Genomic DNA, 25,579 nt, shown 5'->3' on the forward strand with positions numbered 1-25,579 from the left:
TCAGGCCTCCGTTGGTGAGCTGGGCAGATTCACCAAGTGAGCCTCGGCCCATTCGGAGTGAGTCAAGTCTCCACGCAGTGCCTCGGCAAACATCGGCAACCGGTGCATCAGCTGCCATACCGGACGGGTCATCACCCCTTGCGCATTGGTGGTTTCCAGCAAGGTGTTGCGGCTCGCCACATCCGGACACAGCACAGCATTCAGCCAATAGTTGGAGCGGGCGTAGGCCGGCTCTTCAACAAAGCGGTAATCCGTGCCCTGAAAAAAGTCGGCATAGCGCGCAGCCAGCTCTCGCTTGCTCGCCAGAATGTGTTCAAGCCGCTCCATCTGGGCACAGCCCAGCGCCGCATTCAGGTTGGGCATGCGATAGTTGAAGCCAGGCTCGTCGTGATAGAACTCATAGGGATGCGGAACCTTGGCGGTGGTAGTCACATGTTTGGCCCTGGCACCGTCTTCCGTATCCTGGCACAGCAGCATGCCACCACCGCCCGTGGTGATCACCTTGTTGCCATTAAAACTGAGCGCAGCAAACCGCCCCAGCGTGCCGGTATGTTGCCCCTTGTAGAAAGAACCCAGACTCTCGGCGGCATCCTCTATCAGACACAGGTTCCACTGCCGACATACAGCCAACAATTCATCCAGCTTTGCCGGATGACCAAAGGTATGCATGGGCATAACAGCCTTGATGGCGGCGCCACTATTTATATGACGACAGACACCGGCATTATCCAGCTCGGCATGTTCCGCTAGCCAAGTTGCCGTGGCCATCGGGCAGAGTCCAAAGGCATCGGGCTCAATATCAACAAACACTGGCCTGGCGCCCATATGATGCAGGGCATTGCAGGTAGCGACAAAGGTCAGCGCCTGGGTGATCACCAGATCCCCCGCTCGTACCCCGGCCAGGTGCAGGGCTGCATGCAGCGCGGCGGTGCCATTAACGGTGGCCACCGCCCGGCCCGAATGTGTAAACTCACGTATTTTCGTTTCAAACTCATCAACGAATTTGCCAACGCTGGAAACGAAAGTGCTGTCGATGGTATCGACCAGATAGGCCTTTTCATTACCGGCAAAGGTCGGAGCATGAAGCGGGATAAAGTCGCTGGTGGCGTAGGTTTCCCGAATAAAGTCGATTAGTTGCTGGTTCACTCTGGCCTCACATTTTGCCGTCGAGATATTTGCCGGTTTCCTTGTGGCCAAAATCGGGAATCATCTCAAAGAACAGTTCCACCAGCTCTTTCTTATTCCAAGCCAGATTTTTTTTCATCTCTGTGATGCGGCGCTCAAACACCTGTAATCTATCAGCATCAAACACAGGTTCGTTCTTGATGATCCCCAGGTTAACGAAGCGCTCCATGTCCAGAGTTTCCTGATCGGTGAAGAACTCCTCAAAGTCCTTCTCGCCAGTGGTATCACTGCCGGTAAACAGACAGGGCCATTTGCCCTGCTCCGGCAGGGTTCTGGCCAGCTCGCGGGCCTCTTCCTCACTACTGCAGAGCACCGGTTCCAGCCCTTTCTGCTCCAGATATTTGGTGGCAATATCGGCGAAGGTGATCAAATGCAATTCTTCACTGAGCTTGGGAAAGAAAATATCGCGGTTTTCACCAAAAATGCATGACATCAGGCACAGCTCCCCCGACTCCTGCGGAGTGACAAAATAACGACGGACGTCGTTCGGCGCCACGATAGGCTGACGTTTTTCCAGTCGCTGGTTGAAGCTGTGCAGTAGAGAGCCGTCGGAAAATGCAACATTGGCAAAACGGGCGGTGGAAATATCAATTTCCAGACTGCGACGCATCAGGAACATTTCCATAATACGCTTGGAAGCCCCCATCATGTTGACCGGGTTAGCTGCTTTATCAGTGGATACACAAAAATACTTTTTCACCCCGGCATCAATAGCCTGCTGCAGTGTTTTATCGGTATTGAACACGTTGACATCGATCATGCGCATCAGGGTGTAGGGATCTTTTTCACTACGTACATGCTTGAGCGCGGACAGATTCAGAATATAGTCATATTCGCCGTCTGCCTTGAAGAAGGCATCGTACTCGACCGAGCCAATATCCAGTGCAAAGGTGCTAAAGTCACCATTGATATATCCAAAGCTACTGCGAATGTCACGTACCAGCTCGGCCAGGTTATTTTCGCTAATGTCTACTACATGCAGCTTGGTGGGATTGCGCTTAAAAATTTCTTTAACGACGGCTTGACCGATGGAGCCAGCGCCACCGAGGACGAGGAAGCGTGACGAGTTAATAACCTGACACAACACTTCATCATTAGTCATAACATCTGAGGTGAACAACTTTTTACTTCGACCGATCAGGTAAAGAATTGACTCCATAAAACCAACCTATATAAATTATACTTTTAGAATGTAAAACTTCGGAACCTGATAGTAACACGCCAAAAACTTGAAAATAGCCAGTAAAAACTGAGAAACCAACAGAGCAATTGGAACTGCGTAATATACTGAGGAAGAAGAAATCGCATAAACTAAAAAAACGAAAACAAAAACGCTAAAAATATTACTTAAAACTATAGACTTATCTTTACCCTGCGAATAAAGAGCATATTGTGGAACAGTTCCAATACCTTGAAAAAACATCACTAGGAAGAGAACAGGATATAAGGATATATGTTCAAGATAAAAATCCTTACCAATAAAAACCAACAACGGATATAAGGTTATCGCTGTGACGACTGCATACAAAAGAGAGATAAAGCAAACCTGCTTGATCATTTCAAAAAGTGTAGACCTAAAGCAATCAACATCACTATTATTGTATGCCTTTATCATTTTTGGATATAAGAATGAAAATACGCCAGCATCCAAAAAAGAAATCAATGCTGCCGACACCCCAAAAAAGAGTACATATGCACCTAATGCATCAAGACCATTGTAAAGCTCGAAAAAATACTTATCAAAGGTGAACATGCCACTCAAAGACAATGTCGATACAAGTAGCGGCACAGCGACCTTTACACCACGAAAAATCCATTTAAAGTTAATTTTTGAAGTCCACCCAGTTACATCAAGAGACTTGAATCTCACTAAAAATAAAGACAATGACAACAAGTCACCAAATAACCAAGCATACAAAACAGTTTCTAAGTTTCTTGATTTAACATCAAAAAACATCCACACAATCACAAAAACAACCCATAGCCCCTGCCGAAAAAACAAAGCTACTGTTGCAGTCAATTGCCGAGATGTGGCAATGAACAGTCTCATCAGCTCTTGATTTATATGCTCCAACACCAGAACCACATAAAACCAAACAGCTATACCTAACGGTAAAAAATCAAAATAGAAAATAAAAAATAAAAGTGGCAACACCAAAAAGTAAAGAAAAAGAATCAATGCACCTTGATTTTTAAGGATCCCCCCCCACTCACAATTCTTGACTCTCAATATTTCACGCGTGGTATAAGTGTAGAAATCCAGCCCAAGGGGATACATTGAATATGCTATCGTAGCGACCAAAAGACCATACAAACCAACTTCAGCAGGCTCAAGATATAACGCCAATGAAAACACTAACAGGAACTTGCATAATAAAGTTATTCCGCGAATGCTTACATTTACTAAACGTAAAATACTATTATCCATAAGATTAAAGGTCATATTTATAAATGTTGTGCATTAGTCTTCTTTTAAGCTTGCACACAGCTGGCCAATAAACTCTCGCACAAACACGGCCATTACTGCCAGCATGGCGCCCAGCACCAGGCCCAGAGCCAGCACCAGTTTTTTGCTGGTGCCTTTGGGTTGCAGGCTCTGGTTGGCAATGGCAGAGATGCTGCCTGTTTGAAAGCTGTTGGCCTGGGCCTGCAGGTTGTTAATGGTGGCGGTGTAGCTGGCAATCAGCTCGCCGGCTTTGGCCAGTTCTGCGTTTTTCACCAGATCAATCTGCGCCCTGGCTGCATCAATCTGTTGCTGCAGCAACTCTGTGCGGTGGTGAATGTTGGCGTCTTGCTCTGCCTTCAGCCGTTCGGCTATGGCGCCGTGCAGTTCCCGTACCAAAGGCTCTGCATCTTCTGTTGTCTGGCTGGTGATGGTAATCAGACCGGAATCCCGTGGGTTTCTGACGTTGAGCACAAAAGGTACGGCTTCAAGCTGGTGGCGCGGTAAAAACTCACGCACCACGGCAGGGATGTAAAGGCTGTTTACCTTGGTTTGCAGGCCGGCGACGCTTTCCAGCGGTTTTTCGGCATCGGCCTGGGCAATGGTGTAAATGGTGGTGTATTCGTATTTTTGAGGCAATGTGAAGGCAAAGGTTGCAGCGGCAGCAACGGTGAGCACAAACACCAGTGCCATCAGCCGGCGGCGTTTGATCAGGATTTTGGCAATGTCGACAAGGGAAATTTCATTATCCCGGTAGGGATAAGGTGGCAGGTTGGTGTGAGGTGCGGTGGTTTGTGGTAACTGGCTCATTCTGCTTCTTCTGATTTGCTTGAATTTGTTAAAGGCACGCTACCGCCCAAAGGGTTGTGTTGGCCTTTCCCCCACGGCCGGATGATGCGTAATTTTGCATTTTGCAATACCCAGTGGTTTGCAAAATCGCAACATTCTAAGGGATTTGGGGCTGTGGTGGAACCTGCAGGGGGCAAGAGGTCTTGCGCTTCTGTTGAACACAAGGGATGGTGCGTCATTTTTGAGCAAGTAGGCAAGCGGCTCACAACCTGATACCAAGAAGCGCCAACCTTATTGAGCGCCCTGCGGGCGCTAATGCAGGCTGGCAGCCTGCGCTCCACTTCGCACTCCACAATTTCATTCGACGTTCCGCCCGGCCCGGTGCAGAATAATGGTAACTCACTCTGATACTAAGGATTTGTCATGCGTGTTCTCGGTATGGCCCTGGTGGCCCTCACCCTCTCCGGCTGCGCCAATATGGGGTTCGACAGCAATGTGTCTCCTGCCGGCATCAAGGATTATTACAAGGGCAGCAACGTTAAGCTCTATGGCCGTGATGAGCTCAAGGGCGTGAACTACGTTACCCTGGGCACGGTGGAAGGCGAAGCCTGCCAGATTGAGGCTCAGGATGCGCCGCCCAAGGATGCCGATGCCCGCGCCGACCTTCGCCGCCGCGCCGCCGATATGGGCGCCAACGGCATTTTGCTGGACCGCTGCATTCGCTTTGACGACATGCCCGGCTGCATTGAGCAGGTGCTGTGCAGCGGCCAGGCGCTGGTGGTGAACGAGTGAGGTGTGAGGTGTGAGGGGAATTGGAGCGCGGGCAGCCTGCCCGCAATTTGGTGCGAAGCGCCAACCCTTTTGAGCGGCCCTGCGGCCGCTAATGCAGGCTGGCAGCCTGCGCTCCACAGTTACCGGCGCTGCCGGTATGCGCCAACTAAAGTGGCGCCTACAATCTCTACCACTTACAGCTGATAGCTGTGGCGCCTACAATCTCTACCACTTACAGCTGATAGCTAAAGCTTACAGCTGTCTTTGTGAGGATTTATGACCACCATTAACCTCGACCCCATCGGCATTATTCGCTCGCCCTATAAAGAGAAGTTCGCGGTGCCGCGCCAGCCGGGGCTGGTGAGCCGGGCCCGGGCGCAGCTGGAAATGCTGCCGCCCTATAACGATCCCAGCGCCTTTCGCGGCCTGGGCGAGTTCAGCCATTTGTGGCTGGTGTTTGTGTTCCATCAGACCATGGAGCAGGGCTGGAAGCCCACGGTGCGGCCTCCCCGTCTGGGCGGCAACGAGCGGGTAGGCGTGTTTTCCACCCGCTCTACCTTTCGGCCCAATCCCCTTGGGCTGTCGGTGGTGGAGCTGCGCGATATGTGCAAAAGCGGCAGCAGAGTGTGGCTGGAGCTGGGCGGCGTGGATCTGGTGGACGGCACCCCCATTGTGGATATCAAGCCCTACTTGCCCTGGGCCGACGCCGTGCCCCACGCCCACGGCGGCTTTGCCCCCGAGCCCCCCGATCTGGGCATGGAGGTGATATTCTCCCCCGAAGCCGAACAGGCCTGCACCCGCTCGGAGATTCCCGAGCTGAAGGAGTTCATTACCGAAGTACTGGTGCAGGACCCCCGCCCGGCCTACAAGAAAACCGAGCAACAGTGGCGGCAATACGGGGTAAAGCTGTATGACTATAACGTGCGCTATGAAGTATTCGGGCAATTGACGCGGGTGCTTGGGCTGGAGCGTGAGGAGTGAGGAGTGAGGAGTGAGGAGAACGTCGCTGCTAAGCGAGTGCTTCGGCAACTGGCTATACTGTTGCTTTAAACGGCTGCTCACTCAGGGTTTGCTATGCGCAAACATCATAATCTGGATGTCTGGAAAGGTGCCATGCGGTTGGTTACCGATGTGTATCAGCTGACTTCTCATTTTCCTGAATCAGAGCGTTTTGGGCTTATCAGCCAGATGCGGCGATGTGCCGTGTCTGTTCCCAGCAACATCGCCGAAGGCGCAGCACGAGGCAGCAATGCTGACTTTCTGCGCTTTCTTTACATTGCCCGTGGTTCCTTGAGTGAACTGGAAACCCAGCTTTTAATCTCGGCCCAGCTGAACTTTACCGACGATATTTACCCTTTGTGTGAAGACATAAGCCAGTTGTTCGCTCGCCTGGGTGGTCTGATTAACTACCTGAAGTCACAAACTGCTTCCTGAAGCCCCTCACACCTGTCTCCTCACCGCAGGCGGCCCACCTGCGCTCCAAAGCAAAAGCGCCCTTGCGGGCGCTTTAATCTTTACAGCAGGCCTTGCACCTTGCTGACGATATCGGTGATGGCCACTTCCTGCTTGTCGCCGCCGCGGCGGTGCTTGTATTCCACCACCTCGTTGTCCAGGCCGCGCTCGCCAATCACGATGCTGTGGGGCACGCCCAGCAGCTCCATGTCGGCAAACATTACGCCCGGGCGCTCCTTGCGGTCATCAAACAGCACTTCAATGCCGGCGGCGGTGAGCTCGGCGTAGAGCTTTTCGGCCACTTCCTGCACACGGTGGGACTTGTGCATGTTCATGGGAATAATGGCGACCTGGAACGGGGCCAGGGCCTCGGGCCAGATAATGCCGCGATCGTCGTGGTTCTGCTCAATGGCAGCGGCCACAATGCGGGATACGCCAATGCCGTAGCAGCCCATTTCCAGCACGGTGGCCTTGCCGCCTTCGTTGAGCACGGTGGCGTTCATCTTCTCGGAGTAGTTGTTGCCCAGCTGGAAGATATGGCCCACTTCAATGCCGCGCTTGATCTGCAGCACGCCCTGGCCACAGGGGCTGGGATCGCCTTCGCGCACGTTGCGCAGATCCGCCACTTCCGGCAGCGGCAGGTCCCGGCCCCAGTTAATGCCGAAGTAATGCTTGTCGTCGATGTTGGCGCCGGCGCCAAAGTCGCTCATTACCGCCACTGCGCGATCCACAATCACCGGCACCGGCATGTTCAGCGGGCCCAGAGAGCCCGGGCCGGCACCCACGGCGGCGCGCACTTCTTCTTCGGTGGCAAAGGTCAGCGGGCTGGCCACCTGAGGCAGCTTCTCCGCCTTCACTTCGTTGAGCTCGTGATCGCCGCGCACCAGCAGGGCTACCAGGGGCGCGTCCACGTCGTCGGCGGCCTTCACCAGCAGGGTTTTTACGGTCTGCTCAATATTGAGGCCGTATTTTTCCACCAGATCGGCAATGGTTTTGGTGTTCGGGGTGTCGACCAGAGTCATTTCCTGAGTCGGCGCATCGGGGGCGGCCTTGGGCGCCAGCGCTTCGGCCATCTCAATATTGGCGGCGTAATCGGACTCAGTGGAGAAGGCGATGTCGTCTTCACCGCTCTGGGCCAGCACGTGGAACTCGTGAGAGGCACTGCCGCCAATGGCGCCGGTGTCGGCCAGCACGGCGCGGAAGTCCAGACCCATGCGCTCAAAGATGCGGCTGTAGGCTTCATACATGGCGTCGTAGGTCTGCTGCAGGCTTTCCTGAGTGGTGTGGAAGGAGTAGGCGTCCTTCATCACAAACTCGCGGGAGCGCATCACGCCAAAGCGCGGACGCACTTCGTCGCGGAATTTGGTCTGGATCTGGTACAGGTTCAGGGGCAGCTGCTTGTAGGACGCCACCTCGTTGCGCACCAGGTTGGTGATCACTTCCTCGTGGGTCGGGCCCAGTACAAAGGGGCGATCGTGGCGGTCCTTGATGCGCAGCAGCTCGGGGCCGAACTTGTCCCAGCGACCGGTTTCCTGCCACAGATCGGCGGGCTGCACCACCGGCATCAGCATTTCAATGGCGCCGGCGCGGTTCATTTCTTCCCGCACAATGGCGGCGACCTTGTTCAATACCCGCAGGCCGCTAGGCAGCCAGGTGTAGAGGCCCGAGGCCAGCTTGCGGATCATGCCCGCGCGCAGCATCAGCTGGTGGCTGATGACTTCGGCGTCGCTCGGGGTTTCTTTGAGGGTGGAAAGCAGGTATTGGCTGGTACGCATGAACAGAACCTTGTAGCTTGAAATCCGTGAAAGCCCGAATTGTAGCAGGGGGGCGAAGCCGGCAGAAGTGTCTTGTTGCCCGAGCACCCTGGAGCGCGGGCAGCTTGCCCGCATATTGGCGCAAAGCGACAACCCTTTGAGCGCCTGCGGCGCTAATGCTGGAGCGCGGGCAGCCTGCCCGCAATTTGGTGCGAAGCGGCAACCCTCTTTGAGCGCCTACGGCGCTTATGCAGGCTGGCAGCCTGCGCTCCACTAACACCGAAGCGGCAACCTTGCTTTCTCTTCTATACTCTTTGTTTTTATTCTCATCCCGGAGGCCGGAATGAGCTTTGGTGAGCATTCCCGGGGTTATCTGCCTCACCTTGAAGGTGCCGAATATCAGGCTATCACCTACCGGCTGGCCGATTCCCTACCTCAGCAGGTGCTTGAACGGATCAGACAAGAACGACACCAGCCGACCAGAAAGCGCATAACTGAACAAGAGCTGGATCGTGGTTACGGTCAGTGCTGGCTGGCGAAGCCGGATATTGCAGCCATGGTCATCGGCAACTGGCGTCATTTCGATGGTGTTCGCTACCAGTTACTGGCTTATGTGGTCATGCCCAATCATGTGCATGTGCTGATCAGGGTCTTTCCCGGCTTCCGCCTTTCCAGCATTGTACATGGCTGGAAGTCATATACCGCTCAGGTCATTGGCGCTCATATCATGCAATCGTCTGCAGCTCCCCGGGAAAGGATCTGGCAGCCGGAATACTGGGACCGATATATTCGGGATCAGGCGCATTTTGATCGGGTGGTGGAATATATTCACCGGAACCCGGTTAAGGCCGGTCTGGTAGCTCATGAAAAAGACTGGCGTTGGAGCAGTGCATACGAAGATGGAGCGCGGGCAGCTTGCCCGCTTATTGGCGCGAAGCGGCAACCCTCTTGAGCGTCCTGCGGCCGCTAATGCAGGCTGGCAGCCTGCGCTCCACCTGCACCTTGCACCTCTGGAGCGCGGGCAGCTTGCCCGCTTATTGGCGCGAAGCGCCAACCCTTTGAGCGCCCTTCGGCCGCTAATGCTGGAGCGCGGACAGCCTGCCCGCATTTTGACGCGAAGCGGCAACCCCTTTGAGCGTCCTTCAGCCGCTAATGCAGGCTGGCAGCCTGCGCTCCATGTTCAAACATGGCCTCTACGCTGCTGGCGGGCTCGGGGCGGGCCAGCAGGTAACCCTGATAAAGCTGGCAGCCGTGCTGGTGCAGCAGTTGTCGCTGGGCGTCGGTTTCCACGCCTTCCGCTATCACTTCCAGTTTCAGGCTGCGGGCCATGGCCACAATGGCCTTGATGATATTCAGGCTGTTGCCGTCGTCTGGCAGAACACTCACAAAGGACTGGTCAATTTTAAGCTGATCCAGGGGCAGTTTCTGCAAATACAGCAGGGAGGAATAGCCGGTGCCAAAGTCATCGATGGCGAAGCGCACGCCGTGCTGCTTGAGAATGTGCATGCGCTCTATGGCCGTGGAAATGTCGTTCAGCAGCATGGACTCGGTAATTTCCAGCTTGATGCAGGCCGGATCCACACCGGTTTGTTCAAATATTCCCAGCACGTCTTCGATAAATCCCGGCTGATACAGGCGGGTGGCGCCAATGTTGACGGACAGGCTGAAATCACGAAAAACGGACAGCCGCGCCCAGGCGGCCATTTGCCGGCAGGCGCAGGCCAGGATCATGCGATCGATGCGGTTCATCAGGCCGGCGGCACTGGCCACCTCAATAAAGGCGCCGGGGGCCAGTATGCCCCGCTCGGGATGGTGCCAGCGCGCCAGCGCCTCGGCGCCGATCATATTGCCCCGGTAGTCGAACTGGGGCTGAAAATAAGGCTGAAATTCTTCGGCCTCGAGGCCGCGCACTATGTCTTCTTCCAGTCGCAACCGCTGCGCCACCGCTTCCTGCATATGCGGATCGAAAAAGCGCAGTTTGCCCTTGCCGCTCTTTTTGGCCTCATACATGGCCAGCTCGGCCTGCTGCACCAGCTCGGCGGGCGACAGCTCGCGATTTTCCAGCAGCACCAGCCCCATGCTGGCGCCACACCGGAGAACGCGGCCTTCATGAGTGTAAGGCTTTTCCAGCAACGCCAGCAGGCGCTGGCTGGTGTGCTCCAGCCGGGCGGCGGCACGGGTGCGGTCTGCCGGCAGGCCGGTGAGCAGCACCACAAATTCATCGCCCCCCAGCCGGGCCACCATGTCCTGCTCCCGCAATGACTGCTGCAGCCGCTGGGCAACCTGTGTGAGCAGCTCGTCACCTGTCTGCAGACCCCAGAGGTCGTTAATGTGCTTGAAATTGTCGAGATCGATAAAGACAAGGCCGGCGCCGGCATTGCTCTCACTGATCTGATACTGCCGAATGCACTCGTTAAGCTGGCGGCGGTTGGGCAGACCGGTAACGCCATCGTAAAAGGCCAGATGATTGATGCGCTCGGCGTCTTCCTTGCGCTGGGTTATATCGCTCATGGACGCCACATAATGGCTTATTTTTCCCTGCTCATTACGCACCGCGCTGATGGACATCCACTGGTGATAAAGCTGGCCGGACTTGCGCCTGTTGCAGATTTCCCCCTGCCAATGATCCTGCTCGCGGATGGAGTGCCACATTTGCCGGTAAAAGGCCGCGTCGTGCTGACCAGAGCTGAACAATGCCGGGGTTTTTCCGATCACTTCCTCGGCGCTGTAGCCGGTAATATCGGTAAAGGCCCGGTTTACCCGCAAAATCCGGTTTTGGGCATCGGTCACCAGTATGCCGTCAAAGCCCTCAAAGGCCACCGCCGCAATGCGCAGATCGGTCTCGTTGTACTGCCGTTGCTCGGCATCCTTCAGTATTTGTGCCAGCCCCAGGGTGAGCGGCACCCCTACCAGCAGGTAAGGCCAGCTGAAGTCGGGCATCATGACTCGTTCCGCCGGGGTTATCAGCATCGCAAGCCATATCAGGCCGGTAGCATAGATCAACACTACCACCGGCAGCAGATGCAATGGGCGCAGCTGCCACCAGCCCCGGCTGATGCCATGGCGAAAGCCCAACCCCAGGGTCAGCGCAAGGATCATATTAAATACACCGCTCGGGGCACCGTCTCCGCCAACCCAGAACCGGAATGCCCCGGCCAGCAAAGTGGCCAGAGCGCCGGCAACCGGGCCGCCAAACAACCCGGCCACAAACAGCACACCGTCGCGCATATCCAGCAGCACGCCGGGAGCCACGGTAAAGGGGAACAGCATGCAGACAATGGCCGCCAGGCCAAACCAAAAGCCGGAGGCCACCACAAGCAGCCGGGGATGATACCAGCCCTTGCGGACATTCAGTGTCAGCACCCAGCTCATGGCCAGCAAAATAATGGCTTGTTGAATAACGCTAATCAGCATGAATTTAAAAAGGAGTAGCGGGAAATAAATATTATTCATTCACCGCCCTATCTGCCCCGCGTTGTGTTGGATTTATGGGTTATTTGAATAAGGCCAGTGTATCAGAGGGAGGAACAAGGCGTAACAAGTCCCGTTCGAGACTATTGTGGTTTATACGTAGAAAAACTTGACGCAAGTCAAGGCGTGACCAATAACTAATCAGAGGCGAAACAAACAACCGCGTTTCAACTCACACCGGCTGGCAGCCGGCCGGCTTTGCAACATTTGGGGGAAAAGAGCCATGCTTCTGAATCATATCTGGGGTCTGTATGCCCACCCCAAGGATGAGTGGCATACCATAGACGATCACCACGAAAGCCTGTCTTACAGCCTTACGCATCTGGCGTTTATCGCCCTTATTCCATCGGTATGCACCTTTATTTCGGCCACCATGATCGGCTGGACCTTTGGTACCCAGAACACCATCATGATGACCACGGGCAGTGCGCTGGTGATGTCGGTGGGCATGTATTTCACCCTGATTGGCGGCGTGTTTGCCCTCGCCTACCTTACCTTCTGGATGGCCAAGACCTTTGGCGCCAGCCCCACCTTTACCCAGAGCATGGAGCTGGCCGCCTATACCGCCACCCCCCTGTTTATGACCGGACTGGCGGTGCTCTACCCCGAGCCGGTGTTTCTGATGATGGTGGGCCTGGCGGGCCTGGCCTATTCGGTCTACCTGCTCTATTCGGGCGTGCCCATTATCATGCACATTCCTGAAGAGCGCGGCTTTATTTATGCCAGCTCGGTGGTGACCTGCGGGCTTATTCTGCTGGTGTGCATTATGGTCGGCTCGGTGATTGTATGGAGCTGGGGCATAGGGCCGGTGTATACCTATTAACATGGAACGCAAGACGTGAAAAAGCCGGGGATGTCCCCGGCTTTTTTTATGGAGGGCTGTAGGTTGGAATGAGCATCGCGAATTCCAACATTCCGCAGTCGCCTGCGTTTGTTGCGATTCGCTCCGCTCATCACAACCTACTCTTTGCCTTGGCTCGTTACGACTGGCCTTCGTTGTACATTTCCAGGTGGCTGTTGTCGATGCTGTCTTTCTGGCGGGCGGCGTCGTTGCGCTGGGAGTTGAGCGCGTCCAGGTATTCCTGGTTCACATCCTTGGTCACGTACTCACCGGTGAACACCGAGGTTTCAAAGCGGCGCAGCTCGGGGTTGAAGTGACGCACGGCGTCTTCCAGATCTTCCAGCTCCTGGAAGATCAGGCCGTCGGCGCCGATCAGCTTGCAGATCTCTTCCGACTCACGGCCGTAGGCGATCAGCTCGTTGGCCGAGGGCATGTCGATGCCGTAAACGTTGGGGAAACGGATTTCCGGGGCGGCAGAAGCAAAATACACTTTTTTGGCGCCGGCATCCCGGGCCATTTCGATGATCTGCTCGGAGGTGGTGCCACGCACGATGGAATCGTCCACCAGCAACACGTTCTTGCCGGCAAACTCCGACGGAATGGCGTTGAGCTTGCGGCGCACCGACTGGCGGCGCTGCTGCTGGCCGGGCATGATGAAAGTACGGCCGATATAGCGGTTCTTCACAAAGCCCTGACGGTAAGGCAGCTGCAGGTTGTGGGCGATCTCCAGGGCGATGTCGCAGGAGGTTTCCGGAATGGGAATGACCACATCGATGTTGAGATCTTCCCACTCCCGGGCAATTTTGGCGCCCAGCTTCTGACCCATGCGCACACGGGCGGCATACACAGACACCTTGTCGATAAAGGAGTCCGGGCGGGCAAAATACACGTATTCAAAAATACAGGAGTGATGCTGAGGCTCGGCGGCACACTGCTGGGTAAACAGCTCGCCCTGCTCGGTGACGTAAACCGCTTCACCCGGCGCCACATCGCGAATGAGCTCAAAGCCTACCGCATCCAGGGCCACGCTCTCGGACGCCACCATATATTCGGTGCTGCCGTCTTCGGCATCACGCTTGCCCAGCACCAGCGGACGAATGCCGTTGGGATCGCGGAATGACACCATGCCGTGGCCGATGATCACCGCCACGGCGGCATAGGCGCCGCGCACCTTCTTGTGCACCTCGGTAATGGCGGCGAAGACATGCTCCGGCTCCAGGTGCAGTTTCTGGGTCTGCTGATCCAGCTCGTGGGCCAGCACGTTGATCAGCACTTCCGAGTCGGAGGTGGTGTTGATATGGCGGCGGGCCACCCGGAACTGCTCTTCCTTCAGCTCGTCGGCGTTGGTCAGGTTGCCGTTGTGGGCCAGAGCAATACCAAAGGGAGAGTTCACATAAAAGGGCTGGGCCTGGGCAACACTGCTGCTGCCGGCGGTGGGATAGCGAACGTGGCCGATGCCGACGTTACCGATAAGGCGCTCCATGTGGCGCTCTTCAAACACATCCCGCACCAGGCCGTTGGCCTTGCGCTGACGGAAGGTGTCACCGGAAATGGTGACGATGCCGGCGGCATCCTGTCCTCTGTGCTGAAGTACCGTAAGCGCGTCGTACAGCGCCTGGTTGACCGGGGTCGTACCTTGAATACCGACTATCCCACACATGTCCAAATTTCCTCGAATTACTATAGCTTGGGGGGTAAAAAGCTGGATGAATTCTGCAGCATATTAAAAAACCACTGTATCACGATTCCGAACTCGGGAATGAGCACCGACTCTTTCCACCACAGGCTGTGTGAAAAAGCGGTCATGGTATCGGTGAACAGCAGCAGCGCAGCGACGATAAACACGCCACGCACGGCGCCAAAACAGACGCCCAGCACCCGGTCGGTACCCGACAGGCCGGTGCGGGTGACCAGCTCGCCGATGATGTAGTTGACCAGGGCGCCCAGGATAAGGGTGAGCACAAACAGAATGGCAATGGCGGCGCCATTGCGGAACAGCGGGTCGGAGAGTTCGAGAAACACCGCCAGATCGGCGTAGAAACGGCTGGCAACAAAGAAGGCGGCCACCCAGGTGGCGAGCGACATGGCTTCCTTGACGAAGCCCCGGACCAGGCTGATGAGCGCCGACAGGCCGATAATGCCGAGTATTACGTAATCTATCCAAACCATCATGTTAGTGCCGGAGCCCTCCTGATTGCCGCGCATTCTACCAAACCCGCATGCCAAAAGGCGAAGAAAAAGCGGATAAAGTTCATTCAAGGTGAAATTATCGGGGCGAAAGGAAGGGATTAGGGATGAGGGAGCGGCGTAGGTTGGCGATGAGCGCAGCGAATCCCAACATTTGAACCGGCGGCGCTGATGTTAACGGCCTGCTGCGCAGGCCCTGCCGACTAAAGTGGCAGCTACAACTCGCTCCCACGCCGGAGCGTGGGAGCGAGGGCGAGAGGGTATATCAGCCAATAAACTCCAGGCCGCCCATATAGGGCTTGAGCACCTCGGGCACGCGAATACGGCCGTCTTCCTGCTGGTAGTTTTCCAGCACCGCCACCAGGGTGCGGCCCACTGCCAGGCCGGAGCCGTTGAGGGTGTGCAGCAGCTGGGGCTTGCCGTCGGCGCCGCGCACGCGGGCCTGCATGCGGCGGGCCTGGAAGTCACCGCAGTTGGACACGGAAGAGATCTCCCGGTAGGTGTTCTGGGCCGGCAGCCAGACTTCCAGATCGTAGGTTTTGGCGGCGCCAAAGCCCATGTCGCCGGTGCACAGGGCCATCACCCGGTAGGGCAGCTCCAGGCGCTGCAGCACCTTCTCGGCGTGACCGACCATTTCTTCCAGCGCATCCCATGAAGTGTCGGGGTGCACCAGCTGTACCATTTCCACCTTGTCGAACTGGTGCATGCGGATAAGCCCGCGGGTGTCGCGACCGTAGGAGCCGGCCTCGGAGCGGAAGCAGGGCGTGTGGGCGGTGAGCTTCATGGGCAGCTGAGCCGGCTCGAAGATCTCGTCCCGGCCGATGTTGGTCAGGGGCACTTCGGAGGTGGGGATCAGGGAGAAGCGGCGCACCTTGCCCTCTTCCTCACCCTCGCCTTCAATGGCGGTATGGAACAGATCGGCGGAAAACTTGGGCAGCTGGCCGGTGCCGTACAGGCTGTCGCTGTTCACCAGATAGGGCACATAGCACTCGGTGTAGCCGTGCTCTGTGGTGTGCAGGTCCAGCATAAACTGGGCCAGGGCCCGGTGCATGCGGGCGATCTGGCCCTGCATGATCACAAAACGGGAGCCGGACAGCTTGACCGCGCCTTCAAAGTCGAGGCCGGCCAGATTCTCGCCCAGGGCCACATGATCCTTCGGCTCAAAGCCGAGCTGGGTAGGCTCACCCCAGCTGCGCACGGTGACGTTATCGTTCTCGTCCCTGCCCACCGGCACCGACTCGTGGGGCAGGTTGGGAATGGCGGCGCAAAAGGCCTGAATGTCGTTCAGCAGCTGATCCAGCTCCACCTTGCAGCCGTCCAGCTCTTCATTGATGGCGGTGACCGCCGCCTTCAGGGGAGCAATGTCTTCACCATTGCGGGCGGCCTGACCAATGGCCTTGGAGCGGGCGTTGCGCTCGGCCTGCAGCTCCTGAGTGCGGGCCTGCAGGGTTTTGCGGCGCTCTTCCAGGCCGTTGAACAGTTCGGTGTCGAGGGTGAAGCCACGGCTTGCCAGCCGCGCGGCCGTGTCGTCAATGTCGCTGCGCAGGTATTTGGGATCCAGCATGAGTTACCTTAAATTCGTGTGATGCGTTTGCACGCGAGAGATTAAAGTCGGTTCGGGCCACAGTTTATCAGCATCCTCGCCGGCGGGCCAAGGCGAGCGGGCCGGTCTGGCTACCGCTTGTTGCCGGCCTGCTGGTCCAGCTTGTTGAGGTAGTCGAGCTTGGCCTGGATCTTCTGCTCAAAGCCGCGCTCATTGGGGACGTAATAACGCCGCCCGGCCATGGCCTCGGGCAGATAGGTCTCGCCGGCGGCGTAGGCGCCGGGCTCGTTGTGAGCGTAACGATACTCGGCGCCGTGGCCCAGCTCTTTCATCAGTTTGGTGGGGGCGTTGCGCAGGTGCACCGGCACCTCGAAGTCGGGCAGCTCTCGGGCGTCCTTCAGCGCCGCCTTCCAGGCGGTGTACAGGGCGTTGCTCTTGGGCGCGCAGGCCAGATAGACAATGGCCTGGGCAATGGCCCGCTCCCCTTCCGCCGGGCCCACCCGGGTAAAGCAGTCCCAGGCCGCCAGGGCCACGTCCATGGCTTTTGGGTCGGCCAGGCCGATGTCTTCCGAGGCAATGGCCAGCAGCCGGCGGGCAATATAGAGGGGATCACAGCCGGCGGTGATCATGCGCGCATACCAGTAAAGGCCGGCATCGGGGCTGGAGCCACGAATGGACTTGTGAATGGCGGAGATCAGGTCGTAATAAAGGTCACCCTGATTATCGAAGCGGGCCAGCCGCTCCCCGGTCACTTCCGCCAGCAGGGATTTGTCGATACGGCGGACGCCGTTGTGCTCCTCGGCCATGTCCGCCAGCAGCTCGAGGTAGTTGAGCGCCTTGCGGCCATCGCCGTCCACCAACTCGGCCAAGGCCCGCTGTACGCCCTCGGCCAGCTCAATGCCCTGCCCCGCCAGACCGCGCTCGTCGTTGAGGGCCTGTTCGATCATGGCTTCCACATCAGCGGTTTCGAGGCGCTTGAGCAGGTAGACCCGGGCCCGGGACAGCAGGGCGTTGTTCAGTTCAAAGGACGGGTTTTCGGTAGTGGCACCGATAAAGGTGACGGTGCCGTCCTCGATATGGGGCAGAAAGGCATCCTGCTGGGACTTGTTGAAGCGGTGCACCTCGTCCACAAACAGAATGGTGCGTCGGCCGGCCAGCTTGTGCTCCCGGGCCCGCTCGATGGCGGCGCGAATCTCCTTCACCCCGGAAGTGACCGCCGACACCCGCTCCACCTGGGCGTCGCAGTAGTGAGCCGCCAGCTCCGCCAGGGTGGTCTTGCCGGTGCCCGGCGGCCCCCACAAAATCATGGAATGGCAGTGACCGCTTTCAAGCGCCCGGCGCAGCGGCTTGCCCGGCCCCAGAATATGCTGCTGGCCCAGATATTGCTCTATGCGTTCCGGGCGCATGCGCGCCGCCAGCGGGCGAAAGTCGTCCTGTTCAAAGTCCAGGCTCAGGGTACTCATGTTATCTCATCTCGTTGGACACTCTGTTGACCGTAGGTTGCCGATGAGCACCGCGAATCGCAACATGTCGCAGCCGGCTGGGTGTTGGAATTCGCGGTACTCATTCACAACCTACTTCGTTTCTTACCGCTGATCGTCCACCATGACTCCCGGCGGCGGGGTAAAGCGAAAGGCACTGGCGGCAAGCTCCGGGCTGGTGTTGAACCGGCTCAGGGTAAACTCGCTGCGCTGGCCGCCGGACTCCACCACGGTAAAGCGTGACAAGCGGCCCCGGGCATCAAAGCGCAGGCTAAAGCGCTGTATCAGCTCCGCCGGATCCTTGCTGGCCACCACATAGCTGCTGCCCTGCTGGCTGACCCGGTAATTCTGCCAGCGGGACTGGTCGCCGCCGGAGATCAGCAGAAACGGCGTGTTTCGCACCGCCTCGGCCAGGGGCACTATGCTTACCTGCTCCACAAAGGGGTCATACATCCACACATCGGTGCCGTCGGAGACGATCAGGCTCTCGTCGGGCGAGATGGTGTGCCAGCGAAAGCGGTCGGGCCGGGCCAGCTGCATGCTGCCCTCGGCAGTCTGCATGGGGGCGCCGCTTTCGTCATAGACCTGCTGGCTGAAGTCGGCGGAAAACCGCCCCAGGGCCGACAGCTTTTGCTGCAGATCGCTCGCCGCATCGGCCAGCACCTGGGTGCTGGTGGCCCACAACATCAGTCCTGCTGTTATCAATTTTTTCATGGTTTATCCTCTCGCCGGCGGTGGCGCCAGCACTTCCCGTTGACCGTTGCTGCCCGCCGGGCTGACGATGCCCTGGGCTTCCATCTGGTCGATGATACGGGCAGCCCTGTTGTAGCCTATCTTGAACTTGCGCTGCACACTGGAGGTAGAGCCACGGCGCGTCTCCGCGACAAAAGCCACCGCATGGTCGAACAGCTCGTCGAGCTCGCCGTCGGCCCCTTCCGGCGCCTCACCCGGCAGCAGGCCGTCGGCGCCCACGTCGCCACTGAGAATGTCTTCAATGTAATCGGGCTCGCCCCGCTCCTTCCAGGCCGCCACCACCTTGTGCACCTCGTGGTCGTCCACAAAGGCGCCGTGCACCCGGGTGGGGTTGCTGTCGCCGGCAGGCAGGTAAAGCATGTCGCCCATGCCCAGCAGCGATTCGGCGCCCTGCTGGTCGAGAATGGTGCGGGAGTCAATTTTGCTCGACACCTGGAACGACATGCGGGTGGGAATGTTGGCCTTGATAAGGCCGGTGATCACGTCCACCGACGGCCGCTGGGTCGCCAGAATCAAATGAATGCCGGCGGCCCGGGCCTTCTGGGCGATACGGGCGATCAGCTCTTCCACCTTTTTGCCGACGATCATCATCATGTCGGCGAATTCGTCGATCACCACCACAATATGAGGCAGTTTTTCCAGCGCCGGCGGATAGGTGTCCATGGACTGAGTGGGCTGCCACAACGGATCCCGCAGCGGCTCGCCGGCGTCGATGGCTTCCTGCACCTTGGTGTTGAAGCCCTTGAGGTTGCGCACCCCCATGGCCGACATCAGCTTGTAGCGGCGCTCCATCTCGCCCACGCACCAGCGCAGGGCATTGGCCGCCTCCTTCATGTCGGTAACCACTTCGGTGAGCAGGTGGGGAATGCCTTCATACACCGACAGTTCCAGCATTTTGGGGTCGATCATGATAAAGCGCACCTCTTCCGGGGTGGCCTTGAACAGCATCGACAAAATCATCACGTTCACCCCCACCGACTTGCCCGAGCCGGTGGTGCCGGCCACCAGCACGTGAGGCATCTTGGCCAGGTTCACCACCACCGGCTCGCCGGCAATGTCCTGACCCAGCACCATGGTCAGCGGGTGCTGACTGTGGTGGAACAGCTCGGTGTCGATCACCTCGCGCAGATACACGGTCTCGCGCCGGGTGTTGGGCAGCTCCAGTCCCACATAGGGCTTGCCGGGAATGACTTCCACCACCCGCACGCTGATGGCGGACAGGGAGCGGGCCAGATCCCGGGCCAGGTTGGTAATTTTGCTGACCTTGACCCCGGGGGCCAGATCCAGCTCAAAGCGGGTGATCACCGGCCCCGGATACACACCCACCACACTGGCCTGCACGTTATAGTCGGCCAGCTTGGCTTCCACCAGCCGGGCAATGCGATCCAGCTCGTCTTCGCTCACCGCGTGCTGGCGGGGCTTGGGCGGATCCAGCAGGGTCACTTCCGGCACCGGGCTCAGCTGACTGCTGCGGGCCCTGGCTGCGGGAGCCGCAGGCGTCGCCGGCCGGGCGGGCGGCGTCTCGTCGGCTTCGTCGTCACCGGCCCAGGGCAGATCCAGATCATCATCATCGTCGTCGTCCAGGCTCCAGTCATTCGCCACGCGCTGCGGGGCCGGCTGGGGCTCATCGTCATCTTCGGAGGGCGCACTGAGCACCGGCTCCCGCCGGGCCGGCGGCACTTTTTTCCGGGGCGCCGGGCGACGTACTGACTCTTCCGGCACCGGCTCGAGCAGAGCATCTTCTTCATCGTCGCCTTCATCAAAATCGGCCCGGGGCGCCTGCTGGCCGAGACGATCACGGAACCGGCGCCAGCCGGCAAAGCCCGCTTCCCTTGCCGGCGCTTCCGCTGCCGGCACGGGAGCCGGCTCGCTGGCCACGGCCACCGGCTGCTCACCGGTATGACGACGGGTCTGCCAGTCGGCAATGCGCCCCGGCAGCGCCGCCAGCCAGGCCGGCGCTTCCATCACCAGGGCGCCCAGGCGTTCCACGATCAGCAGCCAGGACCAGCCGGTAAAGAAGGTGATGCCGGTGGCGAAACAGCACAGCAGCAGCAGGGTGGTGCCCAGATTGCCAAACAGCGGATTAAAGGTGCCGGCCAGCATGTCGCCAATCAGGCCGCCGGCAGAGAAGTAGTAAATGTCGTCTATGTTCATGCTGGCCAGCGCCAGCAGACTGAGCAGCACCATCAGAAAGCCGATAATGCGCAGGCTGAGGGTGAGGTAGCATATATCAATAAGCCCCTTGGGCCGCCACAGGGTCACCCAGCCCGTCAGCACCATAAAGGGCGGCAGCAGGTAGGCGGAAAATCCGAATATAAACAGCAGAATATCCGCCAGCCAGGCCCCCGCCGGCCCGGCGGCATTGCTGATGTCGCCGCCCCAGGCGGTTTGTGACCAGCCCGGATCCGACGGATGATATGACAGCAGTGACAGCATCATGAACACGGCCAGTACAATGATGGCTATCAGCCCGGCCTCAAAAAGACGCTGCAAACCAGACATGGGAGTAAACAGCTTTTTCTCCGCCAAACGTCCGCTCCTCGTTATTATGATTGTGTTCAGTTTATCAGGGGTCGCCCCGTAAACGACAAACGAGCGGCCGGGGCCGCTCGCTGGAAGTGTGATCTCAAGTCCCGCCGGCATAAAAATACCAGAGCCGGACAAAATAGCACAGCTTAACGGGTGTTGATCACCAGACGGTTGCTCTGCTTGACCTCTTCCATCACCACATAGGTGCGGGTGTCGTTCACCCCGGGCAGGCGCAGCAGGGTCTCCCCCAGCAGCTTGCGGTAGGCGGACATGTCGGCCACCCGGGTTTTCAGCAGGTAGTCGAAATCACCGGACACCAGGTGACATTCCTGGATCTCTTCCAGCTTCTGCACCGCATCGTTGAACTCGTCAAACACGTCCGGGGTGCCGCGGTTCAGGGTGATTTCCACAAACACCAGCAGCGAGGCATCAAGAAACTGGGGATTGAGAATGGCGGTGTAGCCTTCGATATACCCCTGGCGCTCCAGCCGGCGCACCCGCTCAAGACAGGGGGTGGGGCTGAGGCCTACGCGCTTGGACAGCTCCACGTTGGAAATACGGCCGTCCTGCTGCAGCTCGTTGAGTATGTTGCGGTCGATGCGATCGAGCTCCTTGAGGGGCCGATTGTTTGCATCCAACACTTCATCCATCCTTTGGCTCATTTTAGGTACATTCCACTTATTTGATACTGGACTTGGTCGGCATCGGGCCATGCCCCGGGGGCTCGCCTTCCGCCTGCTCAGGCTTGGTTGTCGTTGCTTCATGCCACGACAGGCTGCGACAATAAAATAAAAATATGAATTTATTGATTACATATACAGAAGAGCAGCAAACAGAAGCTTAACATGATAAATGGGAAACCGGTAGCACAAGTGTTTGTTGAAAACAGCAAAAAAGTGCCAAATTCCAGATTATATCGATGCTCACAGCTATTTCCCCTGCAAGCCATCTTGAAACTTCCACTTAAAGACAGTTGGCTGATACTGCTGAAAGCCAGCATATACCCAAAGCCCCTTTCTGATAAACCCCTGATAACCGAGTAGTGGGCAGTATTTTATACCGGTTTTTTATCGCCCTCCGTCACACCAAATAAAATGGAGTTATACTGCATAACTATTCGTTATAATCCATTTTCCCTTCCGGGGCGTCGCCAGCGCCGGCAGCACGCTTGCACAGTGCTTTATTCCATTTTCTCTATCCCCTACAATCTGGGACCAAAATCGTCGCCCATTTGCCAAGGTTGGAGAAATTATGAGTCAAGCCAAACACGCCAAACTGCTTATTCTGGGCTCGGGCCCCGCCGGCTACACCGCCGCCGTGTATGCCGCCCGGGCCAACCTCAGCCCGGTGCTGGTGACCGGCATTCAGCAGGGTGGCCAGCTGACCACCACCACCGAAGTGGAAAACTGGCCCGGCGATGCGGAAGGACTGACCGGCCCGGCGCTGATGGAGCGCATGAAAGAGCATGCCGAGCGTTTTGAAACCGAAATCGTATTTGACCATATCAACAGCGTGGAGCTGACCCAGCGCCCGTTCCGCCTGAAGGGCGATACCGGCGAATACACCTGTGATGCCCTGATCATCGCCACCGGTGCGTCTGCCAAGTATCTGGGTCTGCCGTCGGAAGAAGCCTTTCAGGGTCGCGGCGTATCGGCCTGCGCCACCTGTGACGGCTTTTTCTACCGCAACCAGAAGGTGGCCGTGGTGGGCGGCGGCAACACCGCCGTGGAAGAGGCGCTGTATCTGTCCAACATCGCCGCCGAGGTGCACCTGGTTCACCGCCGCGACCAGTTCCGCTCCGAGAAGATCCTGATCGACCGGCTGATGGACAAGGTTGAAAATGGCAATATTGTGCTGCACACCGACCGCACCCTGGACGAAGTACTGGGCGACGACATGGGTGTGACCGGCGTGCGCCTGAAGGACACTCAGTCCGATGCCACCGAAGAGCTGGATGTGGCCGGCGTCTTTATCGCCATCGGCCACCAGCCCAACACCGGCATTTTTGAAGGTCAGCTGGAGATGGAAAACGGCTACCTCAAGGTGCAGTCCGGTCTGCACGGCAACGCCACCCAGACCAGCATTGAAGGCGTGTTTGCCGCCGGCGACGTGATGGATCACGTGTATCGCCAGGCCATTACCTCCGCCGGCACCGGCTGCATGGCCGCCCTCGACGCCGAGCGCTACCTGGACGCCCAGCTGTAAAGCTGAAAGCCCGTAGGTCCAACTCGTTCCCACGCTCTGCGTGGGAATGCATACCGGTAAGACAAGCAAAAACGTCAGCTAATCCGATATACACTCCCACGCGGGAGCGTGGGAGCGAGGTATTGCAACCTACTGCTGCTGCGCAGTTTCTGCTCAGGCCACTGCCGAGCGGGGTTGCTGCACGTATTCCAGCGCTTGCTGCAGGGTGGAATAAAAGGACAGCTCGCCTGTTACCGGCGCCATGCCGGCCCGGGCCAGGGTTTTCAGCGGCTGAAACTGCAGATCGGCCATCACCACTTCCGTGCCCTGAGCCCGGCAGGCCTCAATAAAGCGATTCATCGCCGACAGACCGCCGGCATCCAGCACCGGCACCGCATCCATATAGAGCGCCACTCCCCTGTGCTCCCGGGTCAGCAGCGCCAGCTCGCTGAACACGCTGTCGGCGGCGGCGAAAAACAGCGGCCCGTTGATCTTGTAAACCACCCAGCCCGCCGGCAGCTCACCGGGCACCATTCTTTCATGCCGGGAAATGTCGATCACCCGGGTCATGTCGGCGATATTTTTCACAAACAGCACCATGGCCATCAACATGCCGGCGGTAATGGCGATCACCATGTCAAAGGCAATGGTGAGTGAAAAACAGGTGAGAAACACCAGTACATCGCCTCTGGGGGCGGTTTTAAAAAAGTGCACCGCCTTGGGGGCCTCGCTCATGTTCCAGGCCACCACCAGCAGCAGCGCCGCCATGGCCGGCATGGGTAAATACGCCAGCCAGGCAGCCAGCAGCACCAGCCCGGCCAGCACCACCAGGGCATGCACCATGGCGGCCACCGGTGATACTGCCCCGGCCCGGAAGTTGGCCGCCGAGCGGGCAATGGCGGCGGTGGCGGGAATGCCGCCAAAAAACGGCGCCACCAGGTTGCCGATGCCCTGCCCCAGCAGCTCGCTGTTGGCACTGTGGCGCTGGCCGGTCATGCCGTCCAGCACCACGGCGCACAGCAGAGATTCAATCGCTCCCAGCATGGCGATGGCAAAGGCGCCCGGCAGCAGATCCCGCACCAGCTGCCAGTTCAGCCCGATGGCGCTGCCGTCCGGCCCGGGCTGTTGCCAGGGCCAGATAAAGGCCGGCAGCACAGGCGGAATGCCGGCGCCCTGGCTGCCATCGGCCAGCACATAACTGAAGCGGCTGCTGATGGTATCAATATCCAGCCCCTGCCGGTTAAGCCAGACTGCCGCCAGACTGGCCAGCAGTACCGCCGGCAGGTGGGGCGGTATGCCGGTTTTCAGCCGGGGCCAGAGCAGCATGATGGCCAGAGTAAGGGCAGCCACCAGCAGGCTTGGCCAGTGCAGCTGTGGCAAATGCAGCGCCAGTGTGCCCAGCCGGGGCAAAAAGCCCTCGGGCAGGCTGGCCGGCGTCAGGCCGAACACATCCTTCAGCTGCAGCCCGGCAATCACCACCGCGATGCCACCGGTAAAGCCCAGCACCACCGGCTCGGGAATGTATTCCACCAGCCGGCCCAGCCGCAGCAGCGCCATCACCACCAGCATGGCGCCGGCCATCAGGGTGGCCAGCAGCAGGCCGCCCAGTCCATAGCTCTGAGCAATGGGATAGAGGATCACCACAAAGGCCGCCGTGGGACCGGAAATACTGAGCCGGGAGCCGCCGGCAAGGGCGATGACAAAGCCGCCGACAATGGCGGTATACAGGCCATACTGGGGCGCCACACCGCTGGCAATGGCCAGGGCCATGGCCAGCGGAATGGCGATAATGCCCACCGTGATCCCGGCCAGCAGGTCCCTGACAAAGTGCCGCCGGCCATAGGGCTCATTCAGGCAGCTTGCGCTGATGGCGTGGCCCGGGCGAAGGGAAAACAGATGAGCACGGTGGGACATGGCTGACTCCGGAAAATGAGTTGGTGCAGGCATTAACCATGATTGTATTCCCATCACTGGCGCATTCAATGTTAATGTGATTAACATATGATGATAATGGAGTTTGTATGGAACAACGTACCGCCCGCCTGACCCTGCTGATCGATCCCCGTAAAAAGGCGCAGTTTGAACGGCTCTGTGCCGAGGAAGACGTGACGCCGTCCCAGAAGGTGCGCCAGTTTATTCGCGAATATATCGAGCAGAAAACCGGCGAAGAGTGGCAGAAGTCGTCCTCCTGAGACT

Annotated in this window: 21 protein-coding genes; 7 read left to right on the forward strand and 14 right to left on the reverse strand. The window is 58.1% G+C overall.

Annotated elements, in window-relative coordinates; translation table 11 throughout:
• From DA373_RS05395 to DA373_RS05410, 4 genes are read right to left on the reverse strand one after another with little or no spacing between them, the layout of a single operon-like run.
• The gene (locus tag DA373_RS05395; RefSeq protein ID WP_107851316.1) at positions 1–1,146 is read right to left on the reverse strand and encodes a LegC family aminotransferase; all 1,146 of its coding nucleotides are present in this window, start codon (positions 1,144–1,146) and stop codon (positions 1–3) included.
• 7 nt (positions 1,147–1,153) lie between these two features.
• Positions 1,154–2,344, reverse strand: a complete 1,191-nt coding sequence (locus tag DA373_RS05400) for a UDP-N-acetylglucosamine 4,6-dehydratase (RefSeq protein WP_107851317.1) — start codon at positions 2,342–2,344, stop codon at positions 1,154–1,156.
• An 18-nt stretch (positions 2,345–2,362) separates the two neighbouring features.
• A complete protein-coding gene (locus tag DA373_RS05405) occupies positions 2,363–3,613 on the reverse strand; it encodes an MATE family efflux transporter (RefSeq protein ID WP_157953687.1) in 1,251 nt (416 codons plus the stop codon).
• 33 nt (positions 3,614–3,646) lie between these two features.
• Positions 3,647–4,438: a Wzz/FepE/Etk N-terminal domain-containing protein gene (locus DA373_RS05410; protein WP_107851319.1), complete on the reverse strand. Its 792-nt coding sequence runs from the start codon at positions 4,436–4,438 to the stop codon at positions 3,647–3,649.
• A 402-nt stretch (positions 4,439–4,840) separates the two neighbouring features.
• Between DA373_RS05410 and rcsF the strand changes: the two genes are divergently transcribed.
• The 3 genes from rcsF (at position 4,841) to DA373_RS05425 (ending at position 6,622) form a co-directional block, all read left to right on the forward strand.
• A complete protein-coding gene (gene rcsF / locus DA373_RS05415) occupies positions 4,841–5,209 on the forward strand; it encodes an Rcs stress response system protein RcsF (protein ID WP_232821201.1) in 369 nt (122 codons plus the stop codon).
• Positions 5,210–5,464: 255 nt separating this feature from the next.
• Entirely contained in the window at positions 5,465–6,169 is a 705-nt protein-coding gene (gene tsaA, locus DA373_RS05420) for a tRNA (N6-threonylcarbamoyladenosine(37)-N6)-methyltransferase TrmO (RefSeq protein ID WP_107851320.1), read from the forward strand.
• A 93-nt stretch (positions 6,170–6,262) separates the two neighbouring features.
• Positions 6,263–6,622 carry a four helix bundle protein gene (locus tag DA373_RS05425; protein WP_107851321.1) on the forward strand — a complete coding sequence of 120 codons (360 nt, stop codon included), beginning with the start codon at positions 6,263–6,265 and terminating at the stop codon, positions 6,620–6,622.
• A gap of 80 nt (positions 6,623–6,702) precedes the next feature.
• Here the strand turns inward: DA373_RS05425 and DA373_RS05430 are convergent, their stop codons facing one another.
• Positions 6,703–8,415 carry a proline--tRNA ligase gene (locus DA373_RS05430; RefSeq protein WP_107851322.1) on the reverse strand — a complete coding sequence of 571 codons (1,713 nt, stop codon included), beginning with the start codon at positions 8,413–8,415 and terminating at the stop codon, positions 6,703–6,705.
• 322 nt (positions 8,416–8,737) lie between these two features.
• Here DA373_RS05430 and DA373_RS05435 point away from each other — a divergent pair, with 322 nt between their 5' ends.
• The gene (locus DA373_RS05435) at positions 8,738–9,346 is read left to right on the forward strand and encodes an REP-associated tyrosine transposase (RefSeq protein WP_198650242.1); all 609 of its coding nucleotides are present in this window, start codon (positions 8,738–8,740) and stop codon (positions 9,344–9,346) included.
• 197 nt (positions 9,347–9,543) lie between these two features.
• Here DA373_RS05435 and DA373_RS05440 read toward each other — a convergent pair whose 3' ends face one another.
• Positions 9,544–11,808, reverse strand: coding sequence for a putative bifunctional diguanylate cyclase/phosphodiesterase (locus DA373_RS05440; protein ID WP_107851323.1), 2,265 nt, complete (start codon positions 11,806–11,808; stop codon positions 9,544–9,546).
• 280 nt (positions 11,809–12,088) lie between these two features.
• Here DA373_RS05440 and DA373_RS05445 point away from each other — a divergent pair, with 280 nt between their 5' ends.
• Complete coding sequence (locus tag DA373_RS05445) at positions 12,089–12,688, forward strand: Yip1 family protein (RefSeq protein ID WP_107851324.1); 600 nt, start codon at positions 12,089–12,091, stop codon at positions 12,686–12,688.
• A gap of 157 nt (positions 12,689–12,845) precedes the next feature.
• On the opposite strand, the gene purF is transcribed toward DA373_RS05445, so the two are convergent.
• The 7 genes from purF to lrp form a co-directional block, all read right to left on the reverse strand.
• Complete coding sequence (purF, locus tag DA373_RS05450; RefSeq protein WP_107851325.1) at positions 12,846–14,366, reverse strand: amidophosphoribosyltransferase; 1,521 nt, start codon at positions 14,364–14,366, stop codon at positions 12,846–12,848.
• A gap of 20 nt (positions 14,367–14,386) precedes the next feature.
• Positions 14,387–14,875: a CvpA family protein gene (locus tag DA373_RS05455; RefSeq protein ID WP_107851432.1), complete on the reverse strand. Its 489-nt coding sequence runs from the start codon at positions 14,873–14,875 to the stop codon at positions 14,387–14,389.
• A gap of 283 nt (positions 14,876–15,158) precedes the next feature.
• A complete protein-coding gene (serS, locus tag DA373_RS05460) occupies positions 15,159–16,457 on the reverse strand; it encodes a serine--tRNA ligase (RefSeq protein ID WP_107851326.1) in 1,299 nt (432 codons plus the stop codon).
• Between the two features lie 110 nt (positions 16,458–16,567).
• Positions 16,568–17,899, reverse strand: coding sequence for a replication-associated recombination protein A (locus tag DA373_RS05465; protein WP_107851327.1), 1,332 nt, complete (start codon positions 17,897–17,899; stop codon positions 16,568–16,570).
• Positions 17,900–18,022: 123 nt separating this feature from the next.
• Entirely contained in the window at positions 18,023–18,631 is a 609-nt protein-coding gene (lolA, locus tag DA373_RS05470; RefSeq protein ID WP_107851328.1) for an outer membrane lipoprotein chaperone LolA, read from the reverse strand.
• Positions 18,632–18,634: 3 nt separating this feature from the next.
• The gene (locus DA373_RS05475) at positions 18,635–21,199 is read right to left on the reverse strand and encodes a DNA translocase FtsK (protein WP_107851329.1); all 2,565 of its coding nucleotides are present in this window, start codon (positions 21,197–21,199) and stop codon (positions 18,635–18,637) included.
• 146 nt (positions 21,200–21,345) lie between these two features.
• Positions 21,346–21,849 carry a leucine-responsive transcriptional regulator Lrp gene (gene lrp / locus DA373_RS05480; RefSeq protein WP_019935522.1) on the reverse strand — a complete coding sequence of 168 codons (504 nt, stop codon included), beginning with the start codon at positions 21,847–21,849 and terminating at the stop codon, positions 21,346–21,348.
• A 601-nt stretch (positions 21,850–22,450) separates the two neighbouring features.
• Between lrp and trxB the strand changes: the two genes are divergently transcribed.
• Complete coding sequence (trxB, locus tag DA373_RS05485) at positions 22,451–23,404, forward strand: thioredoxin-disulfide reductase (RefSeq protein WP_107851330.1); 954 nt, start codon at positions 22,451–22,453, stop codon at positions 23,402–23,404.
• A gap of 153 nt (positions 23,405–23,557) precedes the next feature.
• Here the strand turns inward: trxB and dauA are convergent, their stop codons facing one another.
• On the reverse strand, positions 23,558–25,297 hold the full coding sequence (dauA, locus tag DA373_RS05490) for a C4-dicarboxylic acid transporter DauA (RefSeq protein WP_107851331.1): 1,740 nt from the start codon (positions 25,295–25,297) through the stop codon (positions 23,558–23,560).
• Positions 25,298–25,404: 107 nt separating this feature from the next.
• Here dauA and DA373_RS05495 point away from each other — a divergent pair, with 107 nt between their 5' ends.
• On the forward strand, positions 25,405–25,575 hold the full coding sequence (locus tag DA373_RS05495; protein WP_107851332.1) for a CopG family transcriptional regulator: 171 nt from the start codon (positions 25,405–25,407) through the stop codon (positions 25,573–25,575).
• Positions 25,576–25,579: the final 4 nt, after the last annotated feature.

The organism is Oceanimonas marisflavi (assembly GCF_003049725.1).
Taxonomy (GTDB): Bacteria; Pseudomonadota; Gammaproteobacteria; order Enterobacterales; family Aeromonadaceae; genus Oceanimonas; species Oceanimonas marisflavi.

Coding starts and splice junctions, on each gene's coding strand:
- DA373_RS05430 (WP_107851322.1), bottom strand. CDS start 8,415: ATGCGTACCAGCCAATACCTGCTTTCCACCCTCAAAGAAACCCCGAGC.
- DA373_RS05440 (WP_107851323.1), bottom strand. CDS start 11,808: ATGCTGATTAGCGTTATTCAACAAGCCATTATTTTGCTGGCCATGAGC.
- serS (WP_107851326.1), bottom strand. CDS start 16,457: ATGCTGGATCCCAAATACCTGCGCAGCGACATTGACGACACGGCCGCG.
- DA373_RS05495 (WP_107851332.1), top strand. CDS start 25,405: ATGGAACAACGTACCGCCCGCCTGACCCTGCTGATCGATCCCCGTAAA.
- purF (WP_107851325.1), bottom strand. CDS start 14,366: ATGTGTGGGATAGTCGGTATTCAAGGTACGACCCCGGTCAACCAGGCG.
- trxB (WP_107851330.1), top strand. CDS start 22,451: ATGAGTCAAGCCAAACACGCCAAACTGCTTATTCTGGGCTCGGGCCCC.
- lrp (WP_019935522.1), bottom strand. CDS start 21,849: ATGGATGAAGTGTTGGATGCAAACAATCGGCCCCTCAAGGAGCTCGAT.
- DA373_RS05410 (WP_107851319.1), bottom strand. CDS start 4,438: ATGAGCCAGTTACCACAAACCACCGCACCTCACACCAACCTGCCACCT.
- DA373_RS05435 (WP_198650242.1), top strand. CDS start 8,738: ATGAGCTTTGGTGAGCATTCCCGGGGTTATCTGCCTCACCTTGAAGGT.
- DA373_RS05465 (WP_107851327.1), bottom strand. CDS start 17,899: ATGAGTACCCTGAGCCTGGACTTTGAACAGGACGACTTTCGCCCGCTG.
- DA373_RS05455 (WP_107851432.1), bottom strand. CDS start 14,875: ATGGTTTGGATAGATTACGTAATACTCGGCATTATCGGCCTGTCGGCG.
- DA373_RS05405 (WP_157953687.1), bottom strand. CDS start 3,613: ATGGATAATAGTATTTTACGTTTAGTAAATGTAAGCATTCGCGGAATA.
- dauA (WP_107851331.1), bottom strand. CDS start 25,297: ATGTCCCACCGTGCTCATCTGTTTTCCCTTCGCCCGGGCCACGCCATC.
- tsaA (WP_107851320.1), top strand. CDS start 5,465: ATGACCACCATTAACCTCGACCCCATCGGCATTATTCGCTCGCCCTAT.
- rcsF (WP_232821201.1), top strand. CDS start 4,841: ATGCGTGTTCTCGGTATGGCCCTGGTGGCCCTCACCCTCTCCGGCTGC.
- DA373_RS05425 (WP_107851321.1), top strand. CDS start 6,263: ATGCGCAAACATCATAATCTGGATGTCTGGAAAGGTGCCATGCGGTTG.
- DA373_RS05445 (WP_107851324.1), top strand. CDS start 12,089: ATGCTTCTGAATCATATCTGGGGTCTGTATGCCCACCCCAAGGATGAG.
- DA373_RS05400 (WP_107851317.1), bottom strand. CDS start 2,344: ATGGAGTCAATTCTTTACCTGATCGGTCGAAGTAAAAAGTTGTTCACC.
- lolA (WP_107851328.1), bottom strand. CDS start 18,631: ATGAAAAAATTGATAACAGCAGGACTGATGTTGTGGGCCACCAGCACC.